At 39.3% G+C, this 23,086-nt stretch carries 14 protein-coding genes and 6 pseudogenes; all 20 read right to left on the reverse strand.

Annotated features, from left to right (window positions below; all coding sequences use genetic code 11):
• Positions 1-107: 107 nt before the first annotated feature.
• Positions 108-560 carry a restriction endonuclease subunit S domain-containing protein gene (locus DDE80_RS08410; protein WP_108307222.1) on the reverse strand — a complete coding sequence of 151 codons (453 nt, stop codon included), beginning with the start codon at positions 558-560 and terminating at the stop codon, positions 108-110.
• Positions 561-565: 5 nt separating this feature from the next.
• A complete protein-coding gene (locus DDE80_RS08415; RefSeq protein ID WP_108307223.1) occupies positions 566-2,056 on the reverse strand; it encodes a type I restriction-modification system subunit M in 1,491 nt (496 codons plus the stop codon).
• Between the two features lie 34 nt (positions 2,057-2,090).
• The gene (locus tag DDE80_RS08420) at positions 2,091-3,932 is read right to left on the reverse strand and encodes an N-6 DNA methylase (protein WP_108307224.1); all 1,842 of its coding nucleotides are present in this window, start codon (positions 3,930-3,932) and stop codon (positions 2,091-2,093) included.
• A gap of 312 nt (positions 3,933-4,244) precedes the next feature.
• Positions 4,245-5,033, reverse strand: a complete 789-nt coding sequence (gene istB, locus DDE80_RS08425) for an IS21-like element helper ATPase IstB (RefSeq protein ID WP_108307225.1) — start codon at positions 5,031-5,033, stop codon at positions 4,245-4,247.
• Positions 5,026-5,916, reverse strand: coding sequence for a hypothetical protein (locus DDE80_RS15675; protein WP_345788845.1), 891 nt, complete (start codon positions 5,914-5,916; stop codon positions 5,026-5,028). The genes istB and DDE80_RS15675 overlap by 8 nt, the downstream gene beginning before the upstream one ends.
• Positions 5,917-5,999: 83 nt before the next feature.
• Positions 6,000-6,446 (reverse strand): hypothetical protein, encoded by a 447-nt coding sequence (locus DDE80_RS15680; RefSeq protein ID WP_345788846.1) that lies wholly within the window; start codon positions 6,444-6,446, stop codon positions 6,000-6,002.
• Between the two features lie 466 nt (positions 6,447-6,912).
• Entirely contained in the window at positions 6,913-8,271 is a 1,359-nt protein-coding gene (gene rlmD / locus DDE80_RS08435; protein ID WP_108307226.1) for a 23S rRNA (uracil(1939)-C(5))-methyltransferase RlmD, read from the reverse strand.
• A 163-nt stretch (positions 8,272-8,434) separates the two neighbouring features.
• Positions 8,435-9,364 (reverse strand): diacylglycerol kinase, encoded by a 930-nt coding sequence (locus tag DDE80_RS08440; RefSeq protein ID WP_108307227.1) that lies wholly within the window; start codon positions 9,362-9,364, stop codon positions 8,435-8,437.
• 18 nt (positions 9,365-9,382) lie between these two features.
• Positions 9,383-9,943, reverse strand: a complete 561-nt coding sequence (locus DDE80_RS08445) for a thioredoxin family protein (RefSeq protein WP_108307228.1) — start codon at positions 9,941-9,943, stop codon at positions 9,383-9,385.
• Between the two features lie 100 nt (positions 9,944-10,043).
• Positions 10,044-11,471 (reverse strand): Asp-tRNA(Asn)/Glu-tRNA(Gln) amidotransferase subunit GatB, encoded by a 1,428-nt coding sequence (gene gatB / locus DDE80_RS08450; RefSeq protein WP_108307229.1) that lies wholly within the window; start codon positions 11,469-11,471, stop codon positions 10,044-10,046.
• Between the two features lies 1 nt (position 11,472).
• Positions 11,473-12,936, reverse strand: a complete 1,464-nt coding sequence (gene gatA, locus DDE80_RS08455; RefSeq protein ID WP_108307230.1) for an Asp-tRNA(Asn)/Glu-tRNA(Gln) amidotransferase subunit GatA — start codon at positions 12,934-12,936, stop codon at positions 11,473-11,475.
• Between the two features lie 21 nt (positions 12,937-12,957).
• A complete protein-coding gene (gene gatC / locus DDE80_RS08460) occupies positions 12,958-13,248 on the reverse strand; it encodes an Asp-tRNA(Asn)/Glu-tRNA(Gln) amidotransferase subunit GatC (RefSeq protein WP_108307231.1) in 291 nt (96 codons plus the stop codon).
• 141 nt (positions 13,249-13,389) lie between these two features.
• A complete protein-coding gene (locus tag DDE80_RS08465) occupies positions 13,390-14,529 on the reverse strand; it encodes a CamS family sex pheromone protein (RefSeq protein WP_108307232.1) in 1,140 nt (379 codons plus the stop codon).
• Positions 14,530-14,544: 15 nt separating this feature from the next.
• Positions 14,545-15,198: pseudogene (locus DDE80_RS08470) on the reverse strand (helix-hairpin-helix domain-containing protein); the annotation flags it as partial.
• An 890-nt stretch (positions 15,199-16,088) separates the two neighbouring features.
• A pseudogene (ligA, locus tag DDE80_RS08475) lies at positions 16,089-17,426 on the reverse strand (NAD-dependent DNA ligase LigA); the annotation flags it as partial.
• A 13-nt stretch (positions 17,427-17,439) separates the two neighbouring features.
• A pseudogene (locus DDE80_RS15135) lies at positions 17,440-17,850 on the reverse strand (ATP-dependent DNA helicase PcrA); the annotation flags it as partial.
• Between the two features lie 653 nt (positions 17,851-18,503).
• Positions 18,504-19,541, reverse strand: a pseudogene (locus DDE80_RS08485) (3'-5' exonuclease); the annotation flags it as partial.
• Between the two features lie 74 nt (positions 19,542-19,615).
• Positions 19,616-20,749 (reverse strand): group II intron reverse transcriptase/maturase, encoded by a 1,134-nt coding sequence (locus tag DDE80_RS08490; RefSeq protein WP_161952302.1) that lies wholly within the window; start codon positions 20,747-20,749, stop codon positions 19,616-19,618.
• 525 nt (positions 20,750-21,274) lie between these two features.
• Positions 21,275-21,367: pseudogene (locus DDE80_RS15300) on the reverse strand (UvrD-helicase domain-containing protein); the annotation flags it as partial.
• A 696-nt stretch (positions 21,368-22,063) separates the two neighbouring features.
• A pseudogene (locus DDE80_RS08500) lies at positions 22,064-22,552 on the reverse strand (UvrD-helicase domain-containing protein); the annotation flags it as partial.
• Between the last annotated feature and the right edge of the window lie 534 nt (positions 22,553-23,086).

Consider the following 23,086-nt stretch of genomic DNA (forward strand, 5'->3'; position numbering starts at 1 on the left):
GCGTATCAGTAGGGTTGGAATGCCCCGAATTCACGCTCGTGGAGAACACATAAGACTTGCTTGCAAGCGATGTTCGTGGAAGCGAGAAGCCCCCACTTCAAACGAAGTTAAGTGGTGGGTAGTTCACTTTTCTTTAGATCGTTTACAGCAAAACTTGCTTGGTTAACAGATTTTTTTATAATTTTACTTAATGATTTTTTGAACTTATTCGTTTGAAATAAATAAACAGCAAACTTAGGTAAAATCATTTCCTTCTTTACTCTTAAACCTAATAAATTCATACCATGAATAATAATTTCATTGTCTTTCTTATGATAAATTGCACATTTACCTAAATGCTTTTCACTATTAATATGTGACATTAAAAGATCTTGGTCTTCTAAAATATAGTTTTCATATTTTTTTAAGTCAGTAAGCCCTGCATAACCCATTTTATTTCGATTGATTTCACCTGATGAGATCGTTTCAATACGTGTTATCGGATAGCCGCCCGGTTCTCCCTGCTTAATATTTGCTCCATTCCTAATGAACTCAAATAAATCTTGAATTTTATGTTCCATTTAAATCACCCTTTCAATAAAGCTTTTAAAGACTGTAACCCATTAATGATTTCTTCCTCTAAACATTCAATATCATTAACGATTTCTACAGGTGATTTATATTCAACTTCCTCATACTCAATTTCTTTATACTTATTAATCGACAAGTCATACCCCTGCTCACGAATTTCATCTACTGGCACAAAGAACGATTGCTCCGTACGTTTACGTTCAGTTTCATCAGCTAAATTGCCAAAACGTTTAATAATATCACCAATATCATTCGCTTCAATTTCTGCGCGTTTATCATCTAATGAGTAGCCGTCTGCTTTCATATCATAGAACCATATAGTATCCGTGCCGCCTGTACCTGTTTTCGTAAAAATCATAATTCCTGTTGAAACCCCTGCATACGGTTTAAATACACCGGACGGCATTGAAATAATAGCTTCTAATTTATTGTTATCTATAATTTCTTTTCGAATAGCTTTATGGGCATTTGAGCTACCAAATAACACGCCATCTGGCACGATGACCGCTGCACGTCCACCCGCTTTTAATATACGTAAAATAAGAGATAAGAATAATAACTCCGTTTTCTTCGTTTTCGCTACTTTTAATAAGTCATTTGAAACCGCTTCATAATCTAAAGAGCCTTTAAACGGAGGATTTGCTAATACTAATGTGTATTTTTCCTTCTGATCATTTTCTTCTGATAACGAATCTAAATAGTCGATGTTCGGTGCATCTACACCATGTAACATCATGTTCATTGCACCGATTCGTAACATTGTACGATCCATATCATTTCCGTAAAACATTGTGTTATGGAAGTGTTTATTTAAATCCGGCATTAAAAACAAGTCATGTTTGTTTTTACGTAAATATTCGCTCGCTGCAACTAAGAAACCTCCTGACCCCATCGCCGGATCGATGATTGTATCCTCTGGTGTTGGCTTCATTAATTCAACAATCATTTTAATAATATGACGCGGTGTTCGGAATTGACCGTTCGTGCCAGAAGTCGCTAACTTGGATAATAAGTACTCGTACACATCACCTTTTGTATCTTGATCAACCATTTTTAAATTATCGATAGCTGTTACTACCTTTTGTAATGTAGCTGCTTTATTAATTTGGAATGAAGCATCTTTCATATATTTTGAGAATGCTGAATTATCTTCTGCACCTAATGTTTTAATGAATGGGAAAATTGTTACTGTCATCACATCGAACATTTCTTGTGCTGGTAAGTTTTTAAACTGTGTCCAACGCATTTTTGTCCAATGCTCTTTTTGTGTTTCATTGAAGCTCTCTGGCATTTTTGAAAAAACACCTTCGTACGGTAAGCCTAAAAACTCCGCTTCAGTTTCTTTCGTTAATTCCATTTCATCTAAATCTTTTATAAATAACAAATACGTAACTTGTTCAATATTTGTTAAAGGGTTTGCGTTCCCCTCCGTCCATAACGTTTCCCAAATTTTATCGATTTGGTTTTTTAATTCGCCTGTGATCATTTCATTTTCCTTCTTTCTTTTAGGGTACTAGCCTTTACAAAATCGTAAAGGCTTTATCGATTCCCATAGTTTCGTATGCTTGTAATTTTAATTGTGTTTGGCGCGCTTGTAATTGTGCAAGCTGTTCTTTAATCGCCTGTTGCTCTACTTTATATGTTTCAACAAGATTTCGCTGCTCATTTAATGGTAAAAGTGGCACTGGCAATTGGCCTAAGTCTTTAATAGCTAATGTTGCAATAGTTGTTCCAACTGTATGTTTTTCAAAATAATATTGTGCTACTGGTGACTCGAAGTAAATCATTAAAAACTCAGGATCTACAAGTTCACCACAACGAATACCGGCAAAGTTTTGAGATAATAATACATCATCACGATTGCTTGTAAATAACGCTGTCTTTCGATTCACACCGCGCACCGATAATAAAATATCTCCTTGTTGAATACGGTTTGCTTCAATTTTAGCATTATTTGTAATCGAATAGCGTGTTAATTCGTCAACATTTAGTTCACCATCTTGAACATTGGAAATTTTAACAACTGCGTATTCGCCATTCTCTGATTCGTCTTTTGGCGATGCATTGTATCCACGATAAATTTTCACTAACTCTGCTAATGGCTTTGTGACGATTTTATTTAATCCATCCATTTCCACCATTACTTCTCCTACTTCATGTAGCTGTGTTTGTTGCTTGAAAACGTAGTTGCTTGGTGTCAGTTGTGCTAATTGAATATCGTTTCTTTCTACGAATTTACTAATTCCGTCTGTTTCCAGTCCCTTACTAACGATTTCATTAATTAAATGCATATCTTCTTCACTTAATAAAACTTCACGCTTATTAGAAGTACCTAAATCCTCAGCATTCACCATTAAAATCTTGCCTTTACGTTCCTCGGATTTATTTTTATTGCAAAGCAATAACACTGGTTTAATTGCTGTATATGGTTGTAATAATGATGGCAAACCAATAACTGCTTCAATTAAATCCAAATCAATTAACCTTTGACGAATTTCTTTTTCTGGACCGCCTCGGAAAAATGCACCCGGTGATAATAAGAACGCCGCTTTTCCATCTTCCTTAGTTGCACTTAACCCACAGCTTAAAAATGCTAATTCACCTTTTGATCTCGGTGGAATACCATATGAAAATCGATTATATGGATCATTAGCAATCAGATTTTGAACATGTTCGTTAAAGACTCCCCCTAATGGCGGTGACATAAATACTCGATCAAATTTAATCAATTGCTCATTTTGAATGAAAGCCGGATTTGAAATTACATCTCCTAACACCACGTCTCCATTCATGTCATTTAAATAAAGTCGTAAACGTAATACAGTTGCCGCTAATGGATTAATTTCCTGCAATGCTAAATTCGAATTAGTGTTAGCTTGCGCAAACCTTATAGCCGTTTGTCCATATCCAGCTGTTCCATCATAAAATGTAACCGGTAATTCGCTCTTTAAATAATTGATTGCAATTGCGTTAATTGCATCTGGTGTCATATGTTGACCACTCATTGTATTCATACCGATGTTTTCAATTATGTTATCGAAAATAGTACCGATTTGATTTTCTTTAATCATGTTTTCAAAGTTCAATAAAATACTAACTAGTGCATTTGTATAATTCACTGTAAAGGTTGTGTTGTACTGCTGCACCATTACCTCTTTGAATTGGTCTTCAACTGATAAATTACTGATTAACCCTTTTATTTGCTCTGTTGCATCATTCGTTTTAAGAAGTTGTGAAATTTTTTCACCTTGTTCTTTATATAACGCTAACAATGTACCCCATATTACTAATTCTACCTCTACGTTTCCTCTCGAATGAATAGCTCTCATTTCATCTCGAATTTTAAAAAAATTATTTTCCATATGAAAAACCTCCTGTTTGATTTATTGAATTAAATATAATACATAAATTTAGTATTGTAAATACTAAATTTTAATATTTTTATTAAAAATTAAAATTAAGAGATATACAAATAATTAATAGTTTGTTATCAATTAAATAATTCTAACCATTCATATTATGGATTTCTAATCCTAATATTGGATAAAAAAGCTTAATTCTGCGGCTTTTCAGAACATTTTTTGTAGTGAAATTCACAAACAAAAATGTCTTACACTACTTAATTCAATAAAAAAAGCTGTACCAAAAGTTAAGTATTTTAACTTTTGGTACAGCTAATTGTGTTTTGCAACAGAAAAGTGCAGAGAATTGCAACGAAAAATACAGAGTGTTGCCACCCAATATTTTCTCGACAATGCGTTTGTTAAACGGAAGCTTTGGCCCGTGTATGAAATAATGTGGGCGTGGTGAATCAAACGATCCACCAGAGCTGCCGTTAAACGTGAATCCGAGAAAATGCGGTTCCACTGGCTAAATTCTAGATTTGACGTGATAATCAGGCTCTTTTGTTCATAGAACTCTGAAATAATTTGAAACAGTAATTTTGCTCCTTCTTTGCCGAAAGGGAGATAGCCCATTTCATCCAAAATCATTAAATCGACTTTTTCTAATTTACTTCTAAATGGCTTTAATTTCCCCGCATACAGCGCTTGCTCTAACTCTTCAACCAAATGCGAAACGCGATAAAAACGTACTTCATATCCTTGCTCACAAGCCTTTCGGCCAAGTGCAGAAGCTAAATGGGTTTTGCCTGTGCCAGGTGCGCCCACTAAAATGACGTTCTCTTTTCTACGAATAAAATTCAATTGCTCTAATTCATCTTTCGTTAAATGGCTAGGTAAACAAATATCTTTATGCCACTGATAGCTTTCAAGCGTCTTCGTATCGATAAAGCGAGCTTGCTTCAAGTTACGGGCTATTTTTGCCTGTTCTCTGCCTTGCTGCTCTTTCAATAAAATTTGATACATATATTCCTCTGGATCGGTAAATGGCACTTCTTTAATTGCCTCAGCCACATGGGCTAATCTTAATTGCTTACAGAGTGTTAAAATCGCTTCATTCATGATGCAACGCCTCCGTTCCTTTTGGCGATAAAGCGTCATATTCCGTCCAATTTACACCGTAAGGGTGTTCTGTTTCTTCTGTCTCACGGCCAATATAGCTATAAAAGTTTTGCCCAATATCATTCATATCATGGGTAAGTAGAAGCGTTGGTAATTCGTTAATTCGTTGCTTTCTTAATGCCAGCGAAGGTACGGTTAAATACTCTTTCACACGTACTGGTAGATACGTTGCGTAACGCGAATGACCTACGACACGTGGTTTTTTCAACCAATCCTTTAAAATATCTTGCCACGGAATAAAACGACGTTTTTTCATATAAGGACGGGCATCCGATAATACTATCTCACCGTCATTCGTGATGACTTTATATGAATCCCAGTACGTCACACAAGAAAGCTGTACGTAATTCTTCGCTTTCGGTACATGAATCAAATGCCCATCCAGCTTGAACTCGTTATATTTATTAAACTTGATTGAAAACTGCTTAAATACAGGATACGGCGCCTCAGGTAATTTAATTAATTGCTTTTGCTCCTGCTGCCATAGCTCATCAATCAGCACCTCTTTTTTATAATGAATACGTTGGCGATCAGCTATTAATTGTTGTTCTAATTGATTGGTTAAGTCTTCAAAATCCTTTATGACAGGCGGTAAGCTAAAGAAGTTATAACGGACATATCCCACTTTGCCTTCTACATGACCTTTTTCGTTCCCTTTGCGTGGATTACACACTTGAACCTTAAATCCATAATATTGTTGGAAATGTCGAAAGGCATCCGTTAATTGCGCTTCTGAATCGCCTTTTCTCACTTTCCTCACCGCAGGTGTTAGATTATCAATTCGAATACTTAACGGAACGCCTCCAGCCTGTTTAAATAACACTTGTAATCCACCTAAAAAGCATTCTAAATTTTCACTTGGCATTGGTACGGCAAAGGCTGTGTTACTTGCTGGAAAGGACATGATTAATGCATGTACTCACCATCATGAACGGCCTCCATGATACCGAAGTCTACCTGTGCTTCTCCTTCTGGATGATCTAAACGTTCATAGCCTTTATCTGCCTCATCTTCTTGTGATGCTTTCCATTCTTGAATAAAATTACACACCGTTCTGTAAGAACCTTGGAATCCATCTTTTACTAGGTCCTCATATATTTTTTTATTTTTACGGCGCAATTTTTTCTTCAGCTTTACATCTTCTTCTAACCAGTCCATTACAATTTCGCCCCATTTTTCATCGTACATCATGCCTTTTTTCAAATGGGTTTTCTCTTGAGGGAGCTGATCCCCATCGCCGTATTTCTTAGCGGTGCGCCAATTAACTTGCATTGTTTTTGCGATTTCTGTAATTGATAATCCTTTTTCATTTCGTAATGTTTTGATACAATTAACTTCAGACATTGCTAGCATCCTTTCTTTCCTCCCTGTTTCGGCTTCGACACCTAAAACAGTAGAGGGACTTGGGGTGGCTGGCAAGTCTTTTTTTATGCACAAAAATCGTGCAGGACTCTGTACAAATTCTTTGCACTAGTCTGCACTTTTATTTTGCAATAAACAATAGTTTTAGGAATGGATTGAAGAAAAGTAATGGACATAAGAGATGAAGAACAAAGAGGAATTATTGGATAAGTATTGATTTGTTATTGAATTAGTATTGAATCGGATATTGGACAAAGCTAGTAATATCAATGGGTTAGGAACATAACTGTATTGAAAAGTTATTGGAAAAAGACATGAAAAGCTCGGGCTCCTGGTGAGGAAAACCCGAATTTTTGATGAATTTTAAATTGAAAAAGCAAATGTTTATTCTTACAGAATTGGTGGTGAAGTTAGCAAGAGTTTATTATGACTGCCAATTGTTTTTTTAATTAGACACTTACCTAGACATCAATGCTACGCACTCCACGTGCGTAGTATGCGGGAACATATCTACTGGTTGCACTTCTTGCGTTTTATAGCCGCCGTCTTCAAGTAGGCGAAGATCACGCGCAAGTGTTGCGGGATTGCATGACACATAAACTACACGCTTAGGGCGCTCGCTTAAAATAGTAGCGATCAATTTTTCATCGCAGCCCTTACGCGGTGGATCTACAACAAGTACGTCTGCTTCTTTGCCTTCTTTAAACCAACGTGGAATAACATCTTCTGCTGCACCCGCTTCGAATAACGTATTTGTTAAACCGTTAAGTGCGGCATTCTTTTTAGCATCTTCAATGGCTTGCGGTACGATTTCTACACCCATTACAAATTTAGCTTGTTGTGCTAAAAATAATGAGATCGAACCAATGCCACAATACGCATCAATTACTGCTTCGTTACCTGTAAGTTGTGCATAATCAAGCGCTTGCTTGTAAAGCACCTCTGTTTGTACAGGGTTAACTTGGTAAAATGAACGTGCTGAAATCGCAAAACGCACATCACCAATAGTATCTTCAATCGTATCTTTGCCCCACAACGTTTGTGTGTCATTACCAAAAATAACATTGGTTTTGGCACTATTAATATTTTGCACAATTGAAGTAGCTGTTGGGATTGCCTTGCGCACCGCTTCAATTACAGCGTCACGCTGTGGTAATTTTTTTTGTGCTGTTACTAATACAACCATAGCTTCACCCGTCGCGCGTGCCGTACGCACTACGACATGACGCAGTACACCGCGGTGTTGTTGTTCATTGTAGGCTGTAACATCTAGGCGAGCCAAGTCATACTTGAGCTTTGCTAATACGGCATCTGCTTCCTTACTTTGAATTAAGCAACGCTCCATATCTACCACATCATGTGATTGCGGGCGATAAAATCCTGCAGCTAATCCTGTTGCACTTTGCACAAAAGGAATTTGTGATTTATTGCGGTAGTGCCACGGCTCATTCATACCTTTTACTTCATGTACAGGGACATCAATTTTACCAATGCGTTTCATAACATTTTCAACCATCGAGCGTTTCCATTTTAGTTGACCTTCGTAAGACAAATGTTGTAGCTGACAGCCACCACATTGTGCGAAATACTCACAAGGCGCCTCAACGCGGTCAGGTGATGGTGTAATGACCTCAATTGTTTTAGCAAAGCCGTATTTTTTTAATGTTTTTACTACATGAATTTTAACTTCTTCTTGCGGTAGTGCATCGCGTACAAATAGTGGGTAGCCATCTACCTTAGCTACGCCATTGCCATCATGCGTAAGATCCTCTATATAAACCGTTAATTGCTCATTCTTTTTTACAGGTGTAGACATGCTTCGTTCCTCCATTTCAATCCCTACATTGTACCATAATGATAGGTAAAAAAGGCATAGCAGATAAGCTACAACCCCTCTCATACACGTACTGTTTTTTCTCCTATAATGCTAACAAAAAGGCTACTTAGAAAGTTGTGTACTTCCTAAATAGCCTGCTATGTTATGACAAAACTTTATAGTTTCTTTCTTCTTCTAACATTTGATCTAAAGGTACGAAAAACTCAATATGTTGCTTTAGGTTCACCAATTTAGCTGGGGCATCGCCGCCATACTCGCCGTCCAAATTAAGATGAACTTCCTCTAGTGAAGTTACATTAATACGGCTAGCCTTTGTATAAATCACACGCTCGTCTTGTAAATGCACACCACGCAAAGCCATTGTTGCTAATTTCATAAAGTCCGCAATGCCACATTTTTTTAGGATGATTAACGTAAACTTACCATCATTTAAAATCGCATCTGGGGCTAGCTTTTCAAAACCACCGACAGAGTTAGTGAGCCCACATAAAAACATCATGGTCTCACCTTCAAATACCTCATCATCATACTCAATACGCATATGTGATGCTTTAACTGATGGCATCATTTCAATGCCTTTTAAATAGTACGCAAGTGGACCAAACACAGTTTTCATTTTACTCGGCACTTCATACGTTAGCTCGGTAATGCGACCACCTGCAGCAATGTTAATGAAATAACGCTCGTCATTTACTAAACCGACGTCGATAGGCATTGTTTCTCCTTTAATAATAATATCGAGTGCCTCATCAATCGTGCGAGGAATATGAGTAGCGCGCGCAAAATCATTTGTAGTACCCATTGGGATTAAACCAACTTTTGGTCGTTCTTCAAAAGCACTTACCCCTGTTACTACTTCATTTAATGTACCATCGCCACCAACAGCGATAATAATATCAAATTTGCGGCGTACTGCCTCTTTCGCAGCTTGCGTTGCATCACCCTCACATGTCGTAGCATGGCAAGATGTCTCATAGCCTGCGACTTCAAGGCGCTCTAATACTTCAGGCAAATGACGCTTAAAAATTTCGCGGCCTGAAGTGGGATTATAAATAATTCGTGCTCGTTTCATGTTCGTCTCTCCTCGCACTCACTTAACGAATGCTTTTTCTACTACGCGTTTAAAATCTTGATATACATATTGCCATTTCATTGGCGTCGTTACATTTTCATTGCGAATGGCTGTATACATAGCCAGCTGTGCTTCTTTAAATGTTGGGTCGTCTTGTGCTGGCAGCTCGGCACGTTTGTCCATGACCTCTTGCTGAAGTTCAGGTGCACGGGGGCCCCATGTAGCAACAACCTCTCCTGCTGCATTTAAAATAATATAAATAGGAATGGCGCGACCACCATTTGTTAAATAACGATCAATTAAATCAGTATCCGCATCACGTAGTACAGCACGCATCGGCACATTAGCTGCCTCTGTCACTTTACGAATAATTGGATTATTCAACATGGCGTCACCGCACCAATCCTCAGTAATTGCGAGAATATGCCAGTCTTGCTCAGCTAAGCGCTCAATAAAACCATCATGCGGCACATCAAATTTTTCGTAGATGGCATGGCTATCATCTTTAAGCTCTGTCATCTCTTGCATATACGTTGCGATTGGTTTTGCTTCTTCAAAATACTGTTGTTCTGTTTTCAAAGTCAACGCCTCCTCAATCATTATCCTTTTATTGTGCATCAAAAAGCGGTTTCTGACAATTAAAAAAGCCGACAACAGATGTAGTTGTCGGCTTTGATTATTATCGTTTAGCGATTTCTTCTTGTAAAATTTTATTTACTAGAGGTGGGTTCGCTTGACCTTTTGTTGCCTTCATAATTTGTCCAACTAAGAAGCCAATCGCACGGTCTTTACCATTTTTAAAGTCTTCGATTGATTGTGGGTTGTTGTCTAGCACTTCTGTTACTGCTTGTAATAATACCGCTGGGTCAGAAATTTGGACTAAGCCTTTTGCTTTTACGATGTCTTCTGCTTTGCCACCATTTTTCACAAGCTCTGTGAAAACTTTTTTAGCAATCTTAGAAGAGATGGTGCCATCAGCAATTAATTTCACCATACCCGCAAGATTTTGCGGCGTTAATGCTGTATCTTTTAATTCTTTTTGCTCTGCATTTAAATAAGCCGAAACATCGCCCATTAGCCAGTTAGCCGCTAATTTAGCATCTGCTTTCTCAGCAATCATCGCTTCAAAGAAGTCTGAAATATCTTTAGACACAACAAGTACACCTGCATCATAGTCTGTTAAACCTAGTTCACTCACATAACGCGCTTTACGAGCGTCTGGTAATTCAGGTATAGAAGCGCGTACTTCTTCAAGCCACTCATCACTAATTGATAAGTGTACTAAGTCTGGCTCTGGGAAGTAGCGGTAATCATCCGCACCTTCTTTAACACGCATTAATAATGTTTTACCTGTTTTCTCATCATAGCGACGTGTTTCTTGCTCAATAACGCCACCTGAAGTTAATACTTCCGCTTGGCGTTTTTCTTCAAACTCAATACCACGACGTACAAAGTTAAATGAGTTTAAGTTTTTAAGCTCTGTTTTTGTACCAAACTCTTCTTGACCATAAGGACGAATTGAGATGTTGGCATCACAACGTAATGAACCTTCCTCCATGCGCACATCAGAAACGCCTGTGTACTGGATGATGGACTTTACTTTCTCTAAGTATGCGTAAGCTTCGTCAGCTGTACGAATATCTGGCTCAGAAACGATTTCAACAAGCGGTGTACCTTGACGGTTAAAGTCAACTAATGAATGGTCGCCTGCGTGTGTTAATTTACCCGCATCTTCTTCCATGTGTAGACGTGTAATACCGATGCGCTTTGTTTCGCCGTTTACTTCAATGTCTACCCAGCCATTTTTACCGATTGGCTTATCAAATTGTGAAATTTGGTAAGCTTTCGGATTGTCTGGATAAAAGTAGTTTTTACGGTCGAATTTTGTTTCTTGTTCGATTTCCATATTTAATGCAAGCGCTGCACGCATTGCATAGTTAACTACTTCTTCGTTTAGTACAGGTAATACGCCAGGGTAACCAAGGTCGATTACTGTAGTATTTGTATTCGGTTCAGCACCAAAGTGCGCTGGTGCTGGTGAGAAGATTTTTGAATTGGTTTTTAACTCAACGTGTACTTCTAAACCGACAACTGTTTCAAAGTTCATGTTAGTTTCCCTCCCACATTTGAGGCTTTTGCTTATGGAATGCTGTCGCTTGCTCAAACGCGTGAGCTGTGCGGTAGATAGTTGCCTCGTCAAAATGTTTACCAATAATTTGTAAGCCTAATGGTAGACCTGCTTCAAAACCACATGGAATTGAAATAGCAGGTACGCCAGCTAAGTTCATTGGGATTGTTAAAATATCGTTAGCATACATCGTTAGTGGATCATCTACATTTTCACCAATTTTAAATGCTGGTGTTGGTGTTGTTGGTCCAATAATTACATCAAAGTTTTCAAATACTTTGTCGTAATCCTCTTTAATTAATGTACGTACTTGTTGTGCTTTTTTATAATAAGCATCATAAGAACCTGCTGATAATGAGTACGTACCTAACATAATACGTAATTTTACTTCGTCACCAAAGCCTTCAGCACGTGATTTTGTATAAAGCTCTAATAAGTTTTTCGCGTTTTCTGTACGGTAACCGTAACGGATGCCATCAAAACGAGAAAGGTTAGAAGAAGCTTCAGAAGAAGATAAAATGTAGTAAGCTGCTAATGCATATTTAGAGTGTGGTAATGACACTTCTTCTACGGTAGCGCCTAAAGATTTAAGTACTTCAATTGCTTCCTCTACTGACTTTTTAGCTGCTTCGCCAACACCTTCACCTAAAAACTCTTTAGGTACAGCTACGCGTAAGCCTTTAATATCATTTGTAAGTGCTTCTGTGTATTTTGCTACTTCAACATTTGCTGATGTAGAATCTTTAGCGTCAAGCCCTGCAATAACTTCAAGTAATGCAGCATTATCTGCAACATTATTTGTAATAGGACCAATTTGATCAAGTGATGATGCAAACGCTACTAAACCTGAGCGCGATACGCGACCGTAAGTTGGTTTCATACCGACTACGCCACAATATGCTGCTGGTTGGCGGATAGAGCCACCTGTATCTGAACCAAGTGCAAATGGTACTTCGCCTGCTGCTACTGCCGCTGCCGAGCCACCTGAAGAACCGCCTGGTACATGTGCGCTATTCCATGGGTTGGTAGTTGTTTTGAATGCCGAGTTTTCGTTTGAAGAACCCATCGCAAACTCGTCCATATTAATTTTACCGATAATAATCATGCCGGCTGCTTTAATTTTTTCCATAACAGTTGCGTCATAGATTGGCATAAAGCCTTCTAGCATTTTAGAAGCACATGTTGTTTCGATGCCTTCTGTTACGATATTATCTTTAATTCCGATTGGTAAACCGAATAATGGACCACGTTCTGCCATTGGCACTTTATCCATTTCTTCAGCTTGTGTTAATGCTGCTTCTTTATTAAGTGTTAAAAACGCTTTTACGCTATCGTCTAATTTTTCAATGCGCGCAAACGCTTCTTTCGTTAATTCAACAATTGTTAGCTCGCCATTATGTATAGCAGCTTGCAACTCTTGAGCTGAACGTTTAAATAACGTCATGAACGTATAGCCTCCTTTTAATTAGTCCATAATTGCTGGAACTTTTACTTGTCCATCTTCGTGTTCTTTTACGTTTAGTAACATTTTGTCACGATCTAGACCTTTTTCCGCTACGTCTTTACGCATTACGTTTACAAGTGGTAATACGTGCGTCGTTGGTTCTACATTTGTTGTATCTAGTTCGCTAAGTTGCTCAACATAACCTGTAATTTTACCAAGTTGCTCCGCAAACTTTTCCGCTTCTTCTTCAGTAATTGCAAGACGTGCTAATGTCGCTACGTGCTTAACTTCTTCCGTTGTTAGTTTTGTCATTTTTCACACCTCCGAATTCAGTAACCATGCCTTTTATGATACCATTTTTTAATGTAAAAAACAGCGCGTTGCGTAAAAATACAAAAATCTTTCAACAACGTGAAAAGGTGTTGCCCACCCTTATTAGATGGGCAACACGGCTTATTCATTATACATGTGTACAAACGGCATTTTCTCATCAGGCTTGCGTACGATCAATGCCTCTGGACCATCCATCGATTTAATGGAGATTTCTAATAAAATATTATTAGGGAAATGCTTAGGAATTTCACTTACAACAAATTGGGTGAAGCCCACTGTTTCTGTTGCACCAAAAAACTGAATAGGAATTTCTAAGCTGAGCTTTTTAATATCTTTATTTTGATAAAAACCTCGTCCAATTACGCTCGTCGTATTGGAAAAATACTTATTAACTTCCAACTTAAAATTTTGGAAACTTGTATTCATTGCACGATGCTCATCTTTATTATCATTCGACGGGAATAAGACGTATTCTTCGTCAATGTCTGTCCAGTCACCTAAACTTTTGGCATCTGCTTTGCCAATGCTGTAACTCATATAGCTACCTGGGACAATATCATTGCTTGCCTTTTGCTTATATAGACCAATCATAATTGGTACATTTTTCAGTTCGTCTCTTCCACGCAAACGCTTATAAATTTCTTCAGCAATTTTTTTGCCTTCTTGTTGTAACTTGCTATCTTCAATCGGTTGTTCATAGTATTCCCCGTACTGCTCTTTTTGATAATAATAAATGCTATTTAACGCTAAGCCAATTGAGACACCACCAAGCGTGACTTTATTATCTTTGGTTTTTGTTAAATAATCTTGTTCTACAATATGCGCTAAATAAATCGGTGCTTGTATGGCACGTTGCTCAGGACTCAGTCCCTCATCAGAAGGGTTAAGCCCTTCCTCTGTTTTATTGCTACGTCCTAACCAGTTTTGCACAGTACCTTTAGCTAAATACTGGCCTTCTTGAATGAAGTAGTCACTCGTTGGGTACTCACGTTGTGATAATCGCATAAGCCCCGTTTCTACTTCACGCGTATCATACTTTGTATATAGGTTAGTTACGACTAAGCCACGACTCGCGCTTTCTTTGACAGGAAGCAATGTTTTATAATAATCATCACTCAACTGCACACTCGGAATTTTTGTCGTTTCTACTTTTTTCTCGGCCTCTTGTACGACTTCTTCATCCCCAACTTGCTGGGGTGAGGCACATGCGGTCATTACCATCGCAGCTGTTATAATCGGTACAAACCGGTTCCACTTCACGCTACGTTCTCCTCCTTATAGTTGTTCAAGAAGTTGTTGCTCCGTCCAAATTTCGATACCAAGTTGCTCGGCTTTCGTTAATTTTGATCCCGCATCTTCCCCCGCCACAACAATATCGGTTTTTTTGCTGACACTGCCTGTCACAGTACCACCTAATTCTTCTATTTTCGCCTTTGCTTCGCTTCGTGTCAATTGCGTAAGTTTACCTGTTAAAACAATCGTTTTATTAGTAAACACGCCTCCTTGTTCAACTGTCGCTTGGCGCTTACCGGTATATGTCATATTGACGCCTTTACTGCGCAAATGTTCGATAACATCTCGCGCTCCCTCATTCGAAAAATAAGCAACGAGAGATTCTGCCATTTTGTCACCAATTTCAAAAATAGTCGTCAGCTCTTCTGCCGTCGCTGCCATTAACGCATCCATCGTCTCGTAATGCATCGCAAGAATTTGGGCTGCTTTTTCGCCAATATGTCGAATGCCTAAACCTACTAATAAGCGCTCTAAAGAGTTTTGTTTAGAAGCTTCTATCGCTTCTAGTAGCTTCGTAGCTGACTTCTCCCCAAAACGCTCTAAGGCGATGACATCTGCTTTGTTTAGCTCGTATAAATCAGCAACATCATGTATAAGCCCGGCTGTTAGCAACTGTTCCACAGCACGTTCACCTAATATGGATAGGTAAGGTTTTGAAGTTATCTCCACCTTTTCCCCCCATTCACACTGTACGCGAATATTTCTATTCATACAGCGTTCCATCTAACTATTGATAAAATAAGACGCTTTAGAACAATTATGATTGTTAGTATATATCTTCAATTGATTAAAAATTATCGTTGCGTTCTTCGACTTATGAGTTCTTTATACTATATTGTTCACTTTTATCAAGCTAGACTAATGGCTATCCCTCCACCATTTATTATCATGGTTTCGTCGGTACTATGCCATCACTTTCCCCGTTATTAAGATAAGTTATATGCTTTAGCACTTTCCTTATCAACGCTTCATAGAGTGCAAGCTCTCCACGTTAACGGCTTACCACGTTCCATTATTCCTATCACATTTGAATAAACTTAGGTGCTTTCTTTAAGCCTGTTAGCTTGAACATGCCTGTAACATGTTATGGACTTTCATAACGGGTATTCTTACTTATCCACACTAACCACGCAGTGAGCGTGCATATACCTTTCGATATATTTATTGTTTAGACTCGTACATTCGAAAGTTCGTCAGCTTAGGTTAAAAAATTAACCTTTTTAAGCATTCTCACCATATTTATTCGGACACTCGCAGTATGACCTACAACATATACCTCTACTGTCTTTCGTCAGCTTTATCTGTTACGGTAGGTGCTCCCACTTTTACACCGAGCTTATGACATTTCTGTACTTGCCTACTTCCATGCCATTCGGTATCGCGTTAGCTCTTCAGGACGTTACGCCTTCATTTGACTAATCGGAATAATAGTTATACTAATTCACCTTTTTAATTTCGTGAATTAGCTCCTGTGTTTTACCAAGGAGTGTTGACCACTACTTGCTGACACAAGAACGTGTCGCACACCCGTCAATATTCATTGCATTACGTGATACATAGTGTTTAATGCTTTCAGCAATTTGCGCGAAACATTTTGGGTTCACACAACGCAAGGCAACTTCGCCTTCAATGCGTACGAGTTCGCTAGCACAGACAGGGCAACACGCCGGCATTTCGTACGGTACGCTATCTGCTGGTCGCTCTGCTAGAATAACATCTACTACTTGCGGAATAATGTCGCCAGCTTTTCGGATAATGACGCGGTCCCCTATACGAATATCTTTTTCCTTAATTAAATCTTCGTTATGCAATGAAGCACGTTGTACTGTCGTACCTGCTACTTGTACCGGTGCTAAAATAGCCGTAGGAGTCACAACGCCTGTACGTCCTACCGTTAAATCAATAGCGAGTAATGTTGTTGCTACTTCTTGAGCTGGGAATTTATAAGCGATAGCAAAGCGTGGGCTCTTCGCAGTATAGCCAAGCTCTTCCTGTTGATCATAGCGGTCAACCTTAATTACAATACCATCAATTTCGTACGCTAAGTCATCGCGTTTTTCCGTCCATTCTGTAATAAAAGCAAGCACGTCTTCGATATGTGCACAACGACGTGACGTATCATTAATCGGTAAACCTTGCTCCGCTAAATACGCTAGCATTTCACTATGAGAAGCGATACCGTAACTTTCAGTATCGCCTCCCACACCGTAAATGAATGTCGACAAGTGACGTTTGGCTGCCACTTTAGGATCTAGCTGACGTAGTGAGCCCGCAGCTGCATTACGTGGATTGGCGAACGGCTCTTCTTCATTAGCTAACCGTTGCTCGTTCAAACGTAGAAAAGAAGATTTTGGCATGTATGCTTCGCCACGAACTTCTATTGTAATTGGCTCTTTTAAGCGTAGTGGAATCGCGTAAATCGTTTTAAGGTTTTCGGTGATTAATTCTCCTGTAGTGCCATCACCGCGCGTAGCACCTTGCACGAGTAAACCGTCAACATATTTCAGTGAAATAGCTAAACCATCAATTTTTAATTCACACACATAATTAACTGTTCCTAGTTGCTCACGAATTTTGCGGTCAAACTCACGTAAGTCTTGTTCATTAAAAGCATTGCCTAAACTTAACATCCGTGTATCATGCGTCACTTTTGTAAAGCCAGGAAGCACCTGACCCCCGACACGTTGCGTTGGGGAATCAGGAAAAATTAATGAAGGGTTAGCGGTTTCAAGTGCAATTAATTCTTGCATTAATTGATCGTACACGCCGTCCGCAACAAGCGGTTGATCCAATACGTAATAGGCATGGCCGTATTCTTTTAATCGCTGATTTAATTGTACAATGCGTGCTTCTATGTCATTCATTTGCACTCACTCCTTAATCTTTCGTAATTGGGGCAAATTTAGCGAGTAATCGCTTAATACCATCATTAGGGAAAGCGATATCTAACTCTGTACTTTCGCCTTCTCCTTTAACGCTTACCACCATTCCTGTACCCCATTTTTTGTGCGTTGCTTTATCACCGACACGCCAAACTTCGCCGGCAGCTCCTGTTGCTTCTAAGCTCGACTTACGCTCAGTAACGCTTGGTCCTGTGTAATTGACGCGGCGTTTTTTGGTCGAGTTAAACGGTGGTGGTGTTGCCTGTGCTTTTGAAATACTTTCTACAATGTCATTAGGTAGTTCTTGTAAAAAGCGTGATGGTGGATTATAGCTCGTGCGCCCAAAAATCGCACGTGTTTGTGCATGTGTTAAATAAAGTCGTTGTTCTGCTCTTGTAAGTCCTAATGGTGATAGGTAAGCTTTTGAAGTAATCGCTAGCTTTTCCCCCACCCCACACCGTGCATGCAAGTTTCCTCGCACACGGCGTTCCATCTATATGTGATAGACTAAGGGCCTTCCCTCCACTTTCATTACAAAGTTTCATCAGTACTATACCCTCGCTGACTCCCCTATTCACTCGCTTTCATGAATGTTCAATCCCGCTTCGTTACTGTTACGTTAGGGGTCTCAAACGTTCCCATGTTGCTAGGTAGATTACTGTACGTAGGTTTCACCTTTATCCCGACTATCTTTTTAGAACAACCGTTTCGTTCTATCCATCACAACCCATACGCTAGTCGCTTTGGAAGATAGTAATCAACATTACTATTGTGCGCTTTACGAGATGTCAAACAGTGATTCGTTGCCTAACCTTATACAGCTTCCCGGCCCGCACTATATTCGCAGTATGTTTAACCTTTCCTCTGATGAGGGCTACTGAGTGCGCCTTTACCCAACTTCAAACAAATCGTTACCTTTTTGCTTGTGGGAGTATTAGCCTCCAATCGCGTCACGGAAATTTTCGGTTTTCCGCCGTGGTATCGCAACATGAGTTAGATGAGATAACCTCACCCTGTTAATCCTTCGCCTTTAGCGATTTCTAACAAACGTTTCATACCGTATGCTAAGCGTCGTTCTTCTTCTAGTTCTTCATCATCACTTAAAGTGCGTGCATGCGGAAAAATATTTTCCTCTAAACCAATAATAAATACAACAGGGAACTCTAACCCTTTAGCTGCATGCATCGTCATTAAAATGATTTCACCTTGACTGTCTTCTTCCTCTAACTTATCAATATCAGCAATAAGTGCGAGGTCTGTTAAAAAGGCAATGAGCGTTTGCTCTTCCCCTCGTTGTTCAAAAGCTTGCGTAACCGTTAAAAACTCTTCGATATTTTCTAAACGGCTCTGCGCTTCTATTGTTTTTTCGCGCTCAAGCATCTCTTTATAGCCCGTACGCTTAATCACTTCTTTCACAAAAGCCGTCAGTGGCATCGTATGTTGCAACGCCATTAACTCTGTCATCAGCTGATAAAACTGTTCTACAGCTGTAGCGGCACGTGCACTTAATCCCATAAATAAAGATTGACCGAGCGCATCAAAAATAGGCTGTTCGCGCTCGAAAGCGTAAGTCGCAATTTTTTCGAAAGTCGTTGCGCCGATAGCACGCTTCGGTTCATTGATAATACGAGCTAATGATAAATCATCCGCTGGGTTAGCAATTAATCGTAAGTATGCTAATAAATCTTTAATTTCTTTACGTTCATAAAATCGTGTGCCACCTACAATTTGATAGGCGAGATTTGCCTTAACGAGCACTTCTTCCATCGCACGTGACTGCGCATTCGTACGATATAAAATCGCAAAATCCCCCATTTTATAATGCTCTTTTTTCATTAAACTTTGAATGGTTTGTACGACAAAGCGTGCTTCTTCTTGCTCATTGTAAGCACGGTATACGACAATACGCTCACCTTGGGCATTATCTGTGCGCAATGCTTTAGGGTAGCGTGATGTATTATTACTAATTACTTCATTAGCCGCATGTAAAATCGTTTTAGTCGAACGATAATTTTGCTCTAACATAATTACTTTGGCATCTGGGTAATCTTTTTCAAATGATAAAATATTTTTAATATCGGCTCCACGCCAACGATAGTAGAGTAGGCAAGCGCTGCCTCTCCCCGAACCGTACGTACACCTCTCAGCGTATACGGCTCTCCACTTATCAACTATCCATTGTTGAAAACAGACTTTCTCGCATAACCTTCATTGTAAAAATACACACGTGCTGTACCTGTGCCATTTGGTACGCCCCATGTTTTACCTTCGCGATACATCGTTTTTATTTTACTTACCGTCGTTTTATATTTATTTGCCAGTGTTTTTAAGCAACTGTACTCCATCATATAGTGCAACTGTTGCATTTTAGGTGTGACATTGTCCGCATACTGATAAATGCGATACCATTTTCTTAATTGCTCATTATACGTCTTTACAATCACATCTGCTGGTGCTGTAACGAGTGTTGTACGATGAAGCGGTACCCAGGATTTAGCATTTATATCTTTTACAATACGCTGCTGAACGATAATTTTTTCAATCGTACCTTTAGGTATTAATAGTTGCACACGTGGTGTGTCACATGTTGCTCGCTTACGCACCCGAATATGGTGCTGTAAAAATGGCACACCTTGTTTACTATGCTTGATTATACAAATGGACGCACCTTCTTTTACCAAGCATTGGTGCACCGCTTGCGCATTTTTTTTATGTCCTGTAACCGCTAGTAAATAATCACCTTTATGCCTTACATAAGCTGTGATTCCAGCGTTCGACTTTACGCGAGCGTCAAACGAGTAAAAGTTCAATTGCTGAAGAAGCGATTGAAAGCTTCCTTTTTTACTTTCGTATGATTTACGTAACTTCCACAATAATCGAATCATCTTTTGGTCCTTTATACGTAACGTAAGCCAATCGATTAAGGTATGATGCAGTGCGTCATCTAATGGCCGAATAGCACCGCTGAGTAGCCAAGTCGCTTGAGTAAAATTTTGTTTAACATAACGAAATTTTGTCTGGCGGCTCGTCGCACCCGTGTGTGATACCTTACTAGCAGCAGGCTGATAAATGGCTTGCAATAGCTGAGTAAGCGCCTCATTTAGCGCGTCATCTAGCACTTCATCACATAACGGCTGATAAGATTCATCGCGTAACATCGCAATTAAATTGTCCATTTGCTTAACTGTTAATGTAGCTTGATAAAAATCTACATTATATAAATGACGGTAAATTTTATGAAATGTATGGTCTTGCTTTACAGCTTGTTTGGATAGGTTGTGTAGAACAACTTCTGAACTTTGCATAAGGCATTGCGCCCCTTTCATCTTCGTTCTCTACAAGATAAGCTACTCTCCTTCGCCTTGTAGTAGGCTTTCCCTACCGCTGACTACTACGAGAGCTCCGTAACCTTATAGCACTATGCTACGTAGGTTATCCCCATTTAGTACAAAATAAACTGGTAATGATAAGGTAGCGGAAGGAACGGTCGACCTTTCTTTTTATTAAAGTGTGGTAAGGCGCGTTAATGAAACAAACACAAGCACTTTCTATTTATAAGTGTTGCGGCTCCTTACAACTAGGTGACATTCGGCTTTCCTAGTTAGCGATCATCTTCTCACTCGGTCTATTCTTCAAGCAGTTTAGCTTTCTTCCTTATCCTTTTCTTTTCTATCTTGCTTTTTAGTCGTGGCTTTTCCGAATAAGCCAACTTAAAGCTTTTCCACCATGCTACACTCCCTCATTCGTTTCCTGCTGAGATAAGGTGGCTGATAGCTGAGTTGTTTCTGCTCAGGTGCAACCAAATTGCACAATTTATTTTTACCTTATGGGCGCACAATAGACTGATCTGAATCACCTACTACACATAAATTTTTAAATTTTGCTGCGAGTAGGGTTACGAGTTGATATTGTGAATGATTGGATATGGATAGGTAAGCTTTTGTCTATGCGCTAGCTTTTCCCCCCATTCACACCGTACGTGAGAGTTTCCCCTCATACGGCGTTCCATCTGCATAATTGCAGACTAGTGGCTATCCCTCCACCGCGTATTATGACGGCTTCTTTGGTACTGTGCCACCACTTTCACCAACTTAAAATAAGGTTATCCTAAAGGTTTCCCTTATACCTTGTCCTAGCAGGCAATCGCTCAAAGTAGTTGGTTTACCACGTTCCAAGAAATCTTATCTGTACATATAATACATGTAGGTCATTCCTCTAGCCCTGTTAGCGTGATAGCGCCTGTAACGCTATAAGGTATTTCATAAAGATAAGTTTTACTTTACCTCACTAACCCCGTATTCGGTCGCACCCTTTCGAATGCGTATATCTCTAGAGCCGTACATTCAGAATTTCGTCAGTCCTTACGACATACTAACCATGTGTATTTTTATAGAGCCCCAGTCTATCTATCACGTAAAGCTATGCTTTAGTTTCCTATAATGAGGGTGATATTCGACTGTCTTCACCGAGCTTATTACACCACCTCGACTGCCCGTGGCGATGCAATTCGGAGTATTAGACCGAGCCTTTCTGCACGTTACTGCATCATTCGACTCGTCAGGTTTCTTAGTTCTCCTAGTTTTACTAGTGGCTAAACTTTTCATTTAGCAACGTGTCGCACTATCTTGATATTCATCCACATGAATATAATGAAAACGATTTTGATAATAAGTTAAAACATCAGGATATTGCTTAAATAATTCTAGTGTTTTCATAATTAAATCATCAAAATCTAAAGACGCATTCATGCGCAACAACTTCATATACGCGTCATAAACATCTGCCGCGACATTTTCGAACGGATTGCTATCATTTTTATTCGCTCGGAACTGTTTAGCGGTGATCCCTTCATTTTTAGCTGAGCTAATCGTCATTAACAAACTGCGTGGGTCGTAACGCTTAGCGTCTAAATTTAATTGCTTTAATACATTTTTAATTGCAGTTAATTGATCGCTTGCATCTAAAATTGTAAAACTTTTTGGGAAGCCCAATTTATCGATGTCTCGACGTAAAATTCGTACACACATCGCATGGAAGGTAGCTACCCACATACTTTGACTAGTACCTTCCCCTAAAATAGCATCAATACGTTCTCGCATTTCTCGCGATAGTGATAGGTAAGAGACAGCCTCATCAACTTTACCGTTATGGTAGGCGCTCTTTTCCCCCACTTCACACCGTACGTGAAGGTTTCCCATCATACGGCGTTCCATCATAGCAAACTATGACTATGCCCCTTCGCTCCACAAACATTACTTTGCTTCATCACTACTACAGGCTGCTGCCCCATAAATACAACAGTCATTTCCTCCTGTTTAGAAACATCTGAGCTTACCCTCTTTACCATTTTCTTTTATGGTTCCGCTGTTCCCTATACCTTAGCTTTACATAAGTACCTTAGCCTCCTATTATGACCCGTCAGCCATTTTATGCTCCGCGGTTGGAGGAACATAAAACATTACTTGTGTAATATGATTATCATAAAGCCGCCTATCATAATCACGACTGAACCTTGTTATATAAAGCATATGCCTTGTCATTCGGCATATGTTACGGGCCTTTCCTCCACAGGTTCGTTCCAATGGTTAACCATTCTCTAGGCATAGCACTCTTATAGCACCCCGACAACTTCCCACCATTTC

This window comes from Metalysinibacillus jejuensis (assembly GCF_003057615.1).
Lineage (GTDB): Bacteria > Bacillota > Bacilli > Bacillales_A > Planococcaceae > Metalysinibacillus > Metalysinibacillus jejuensis.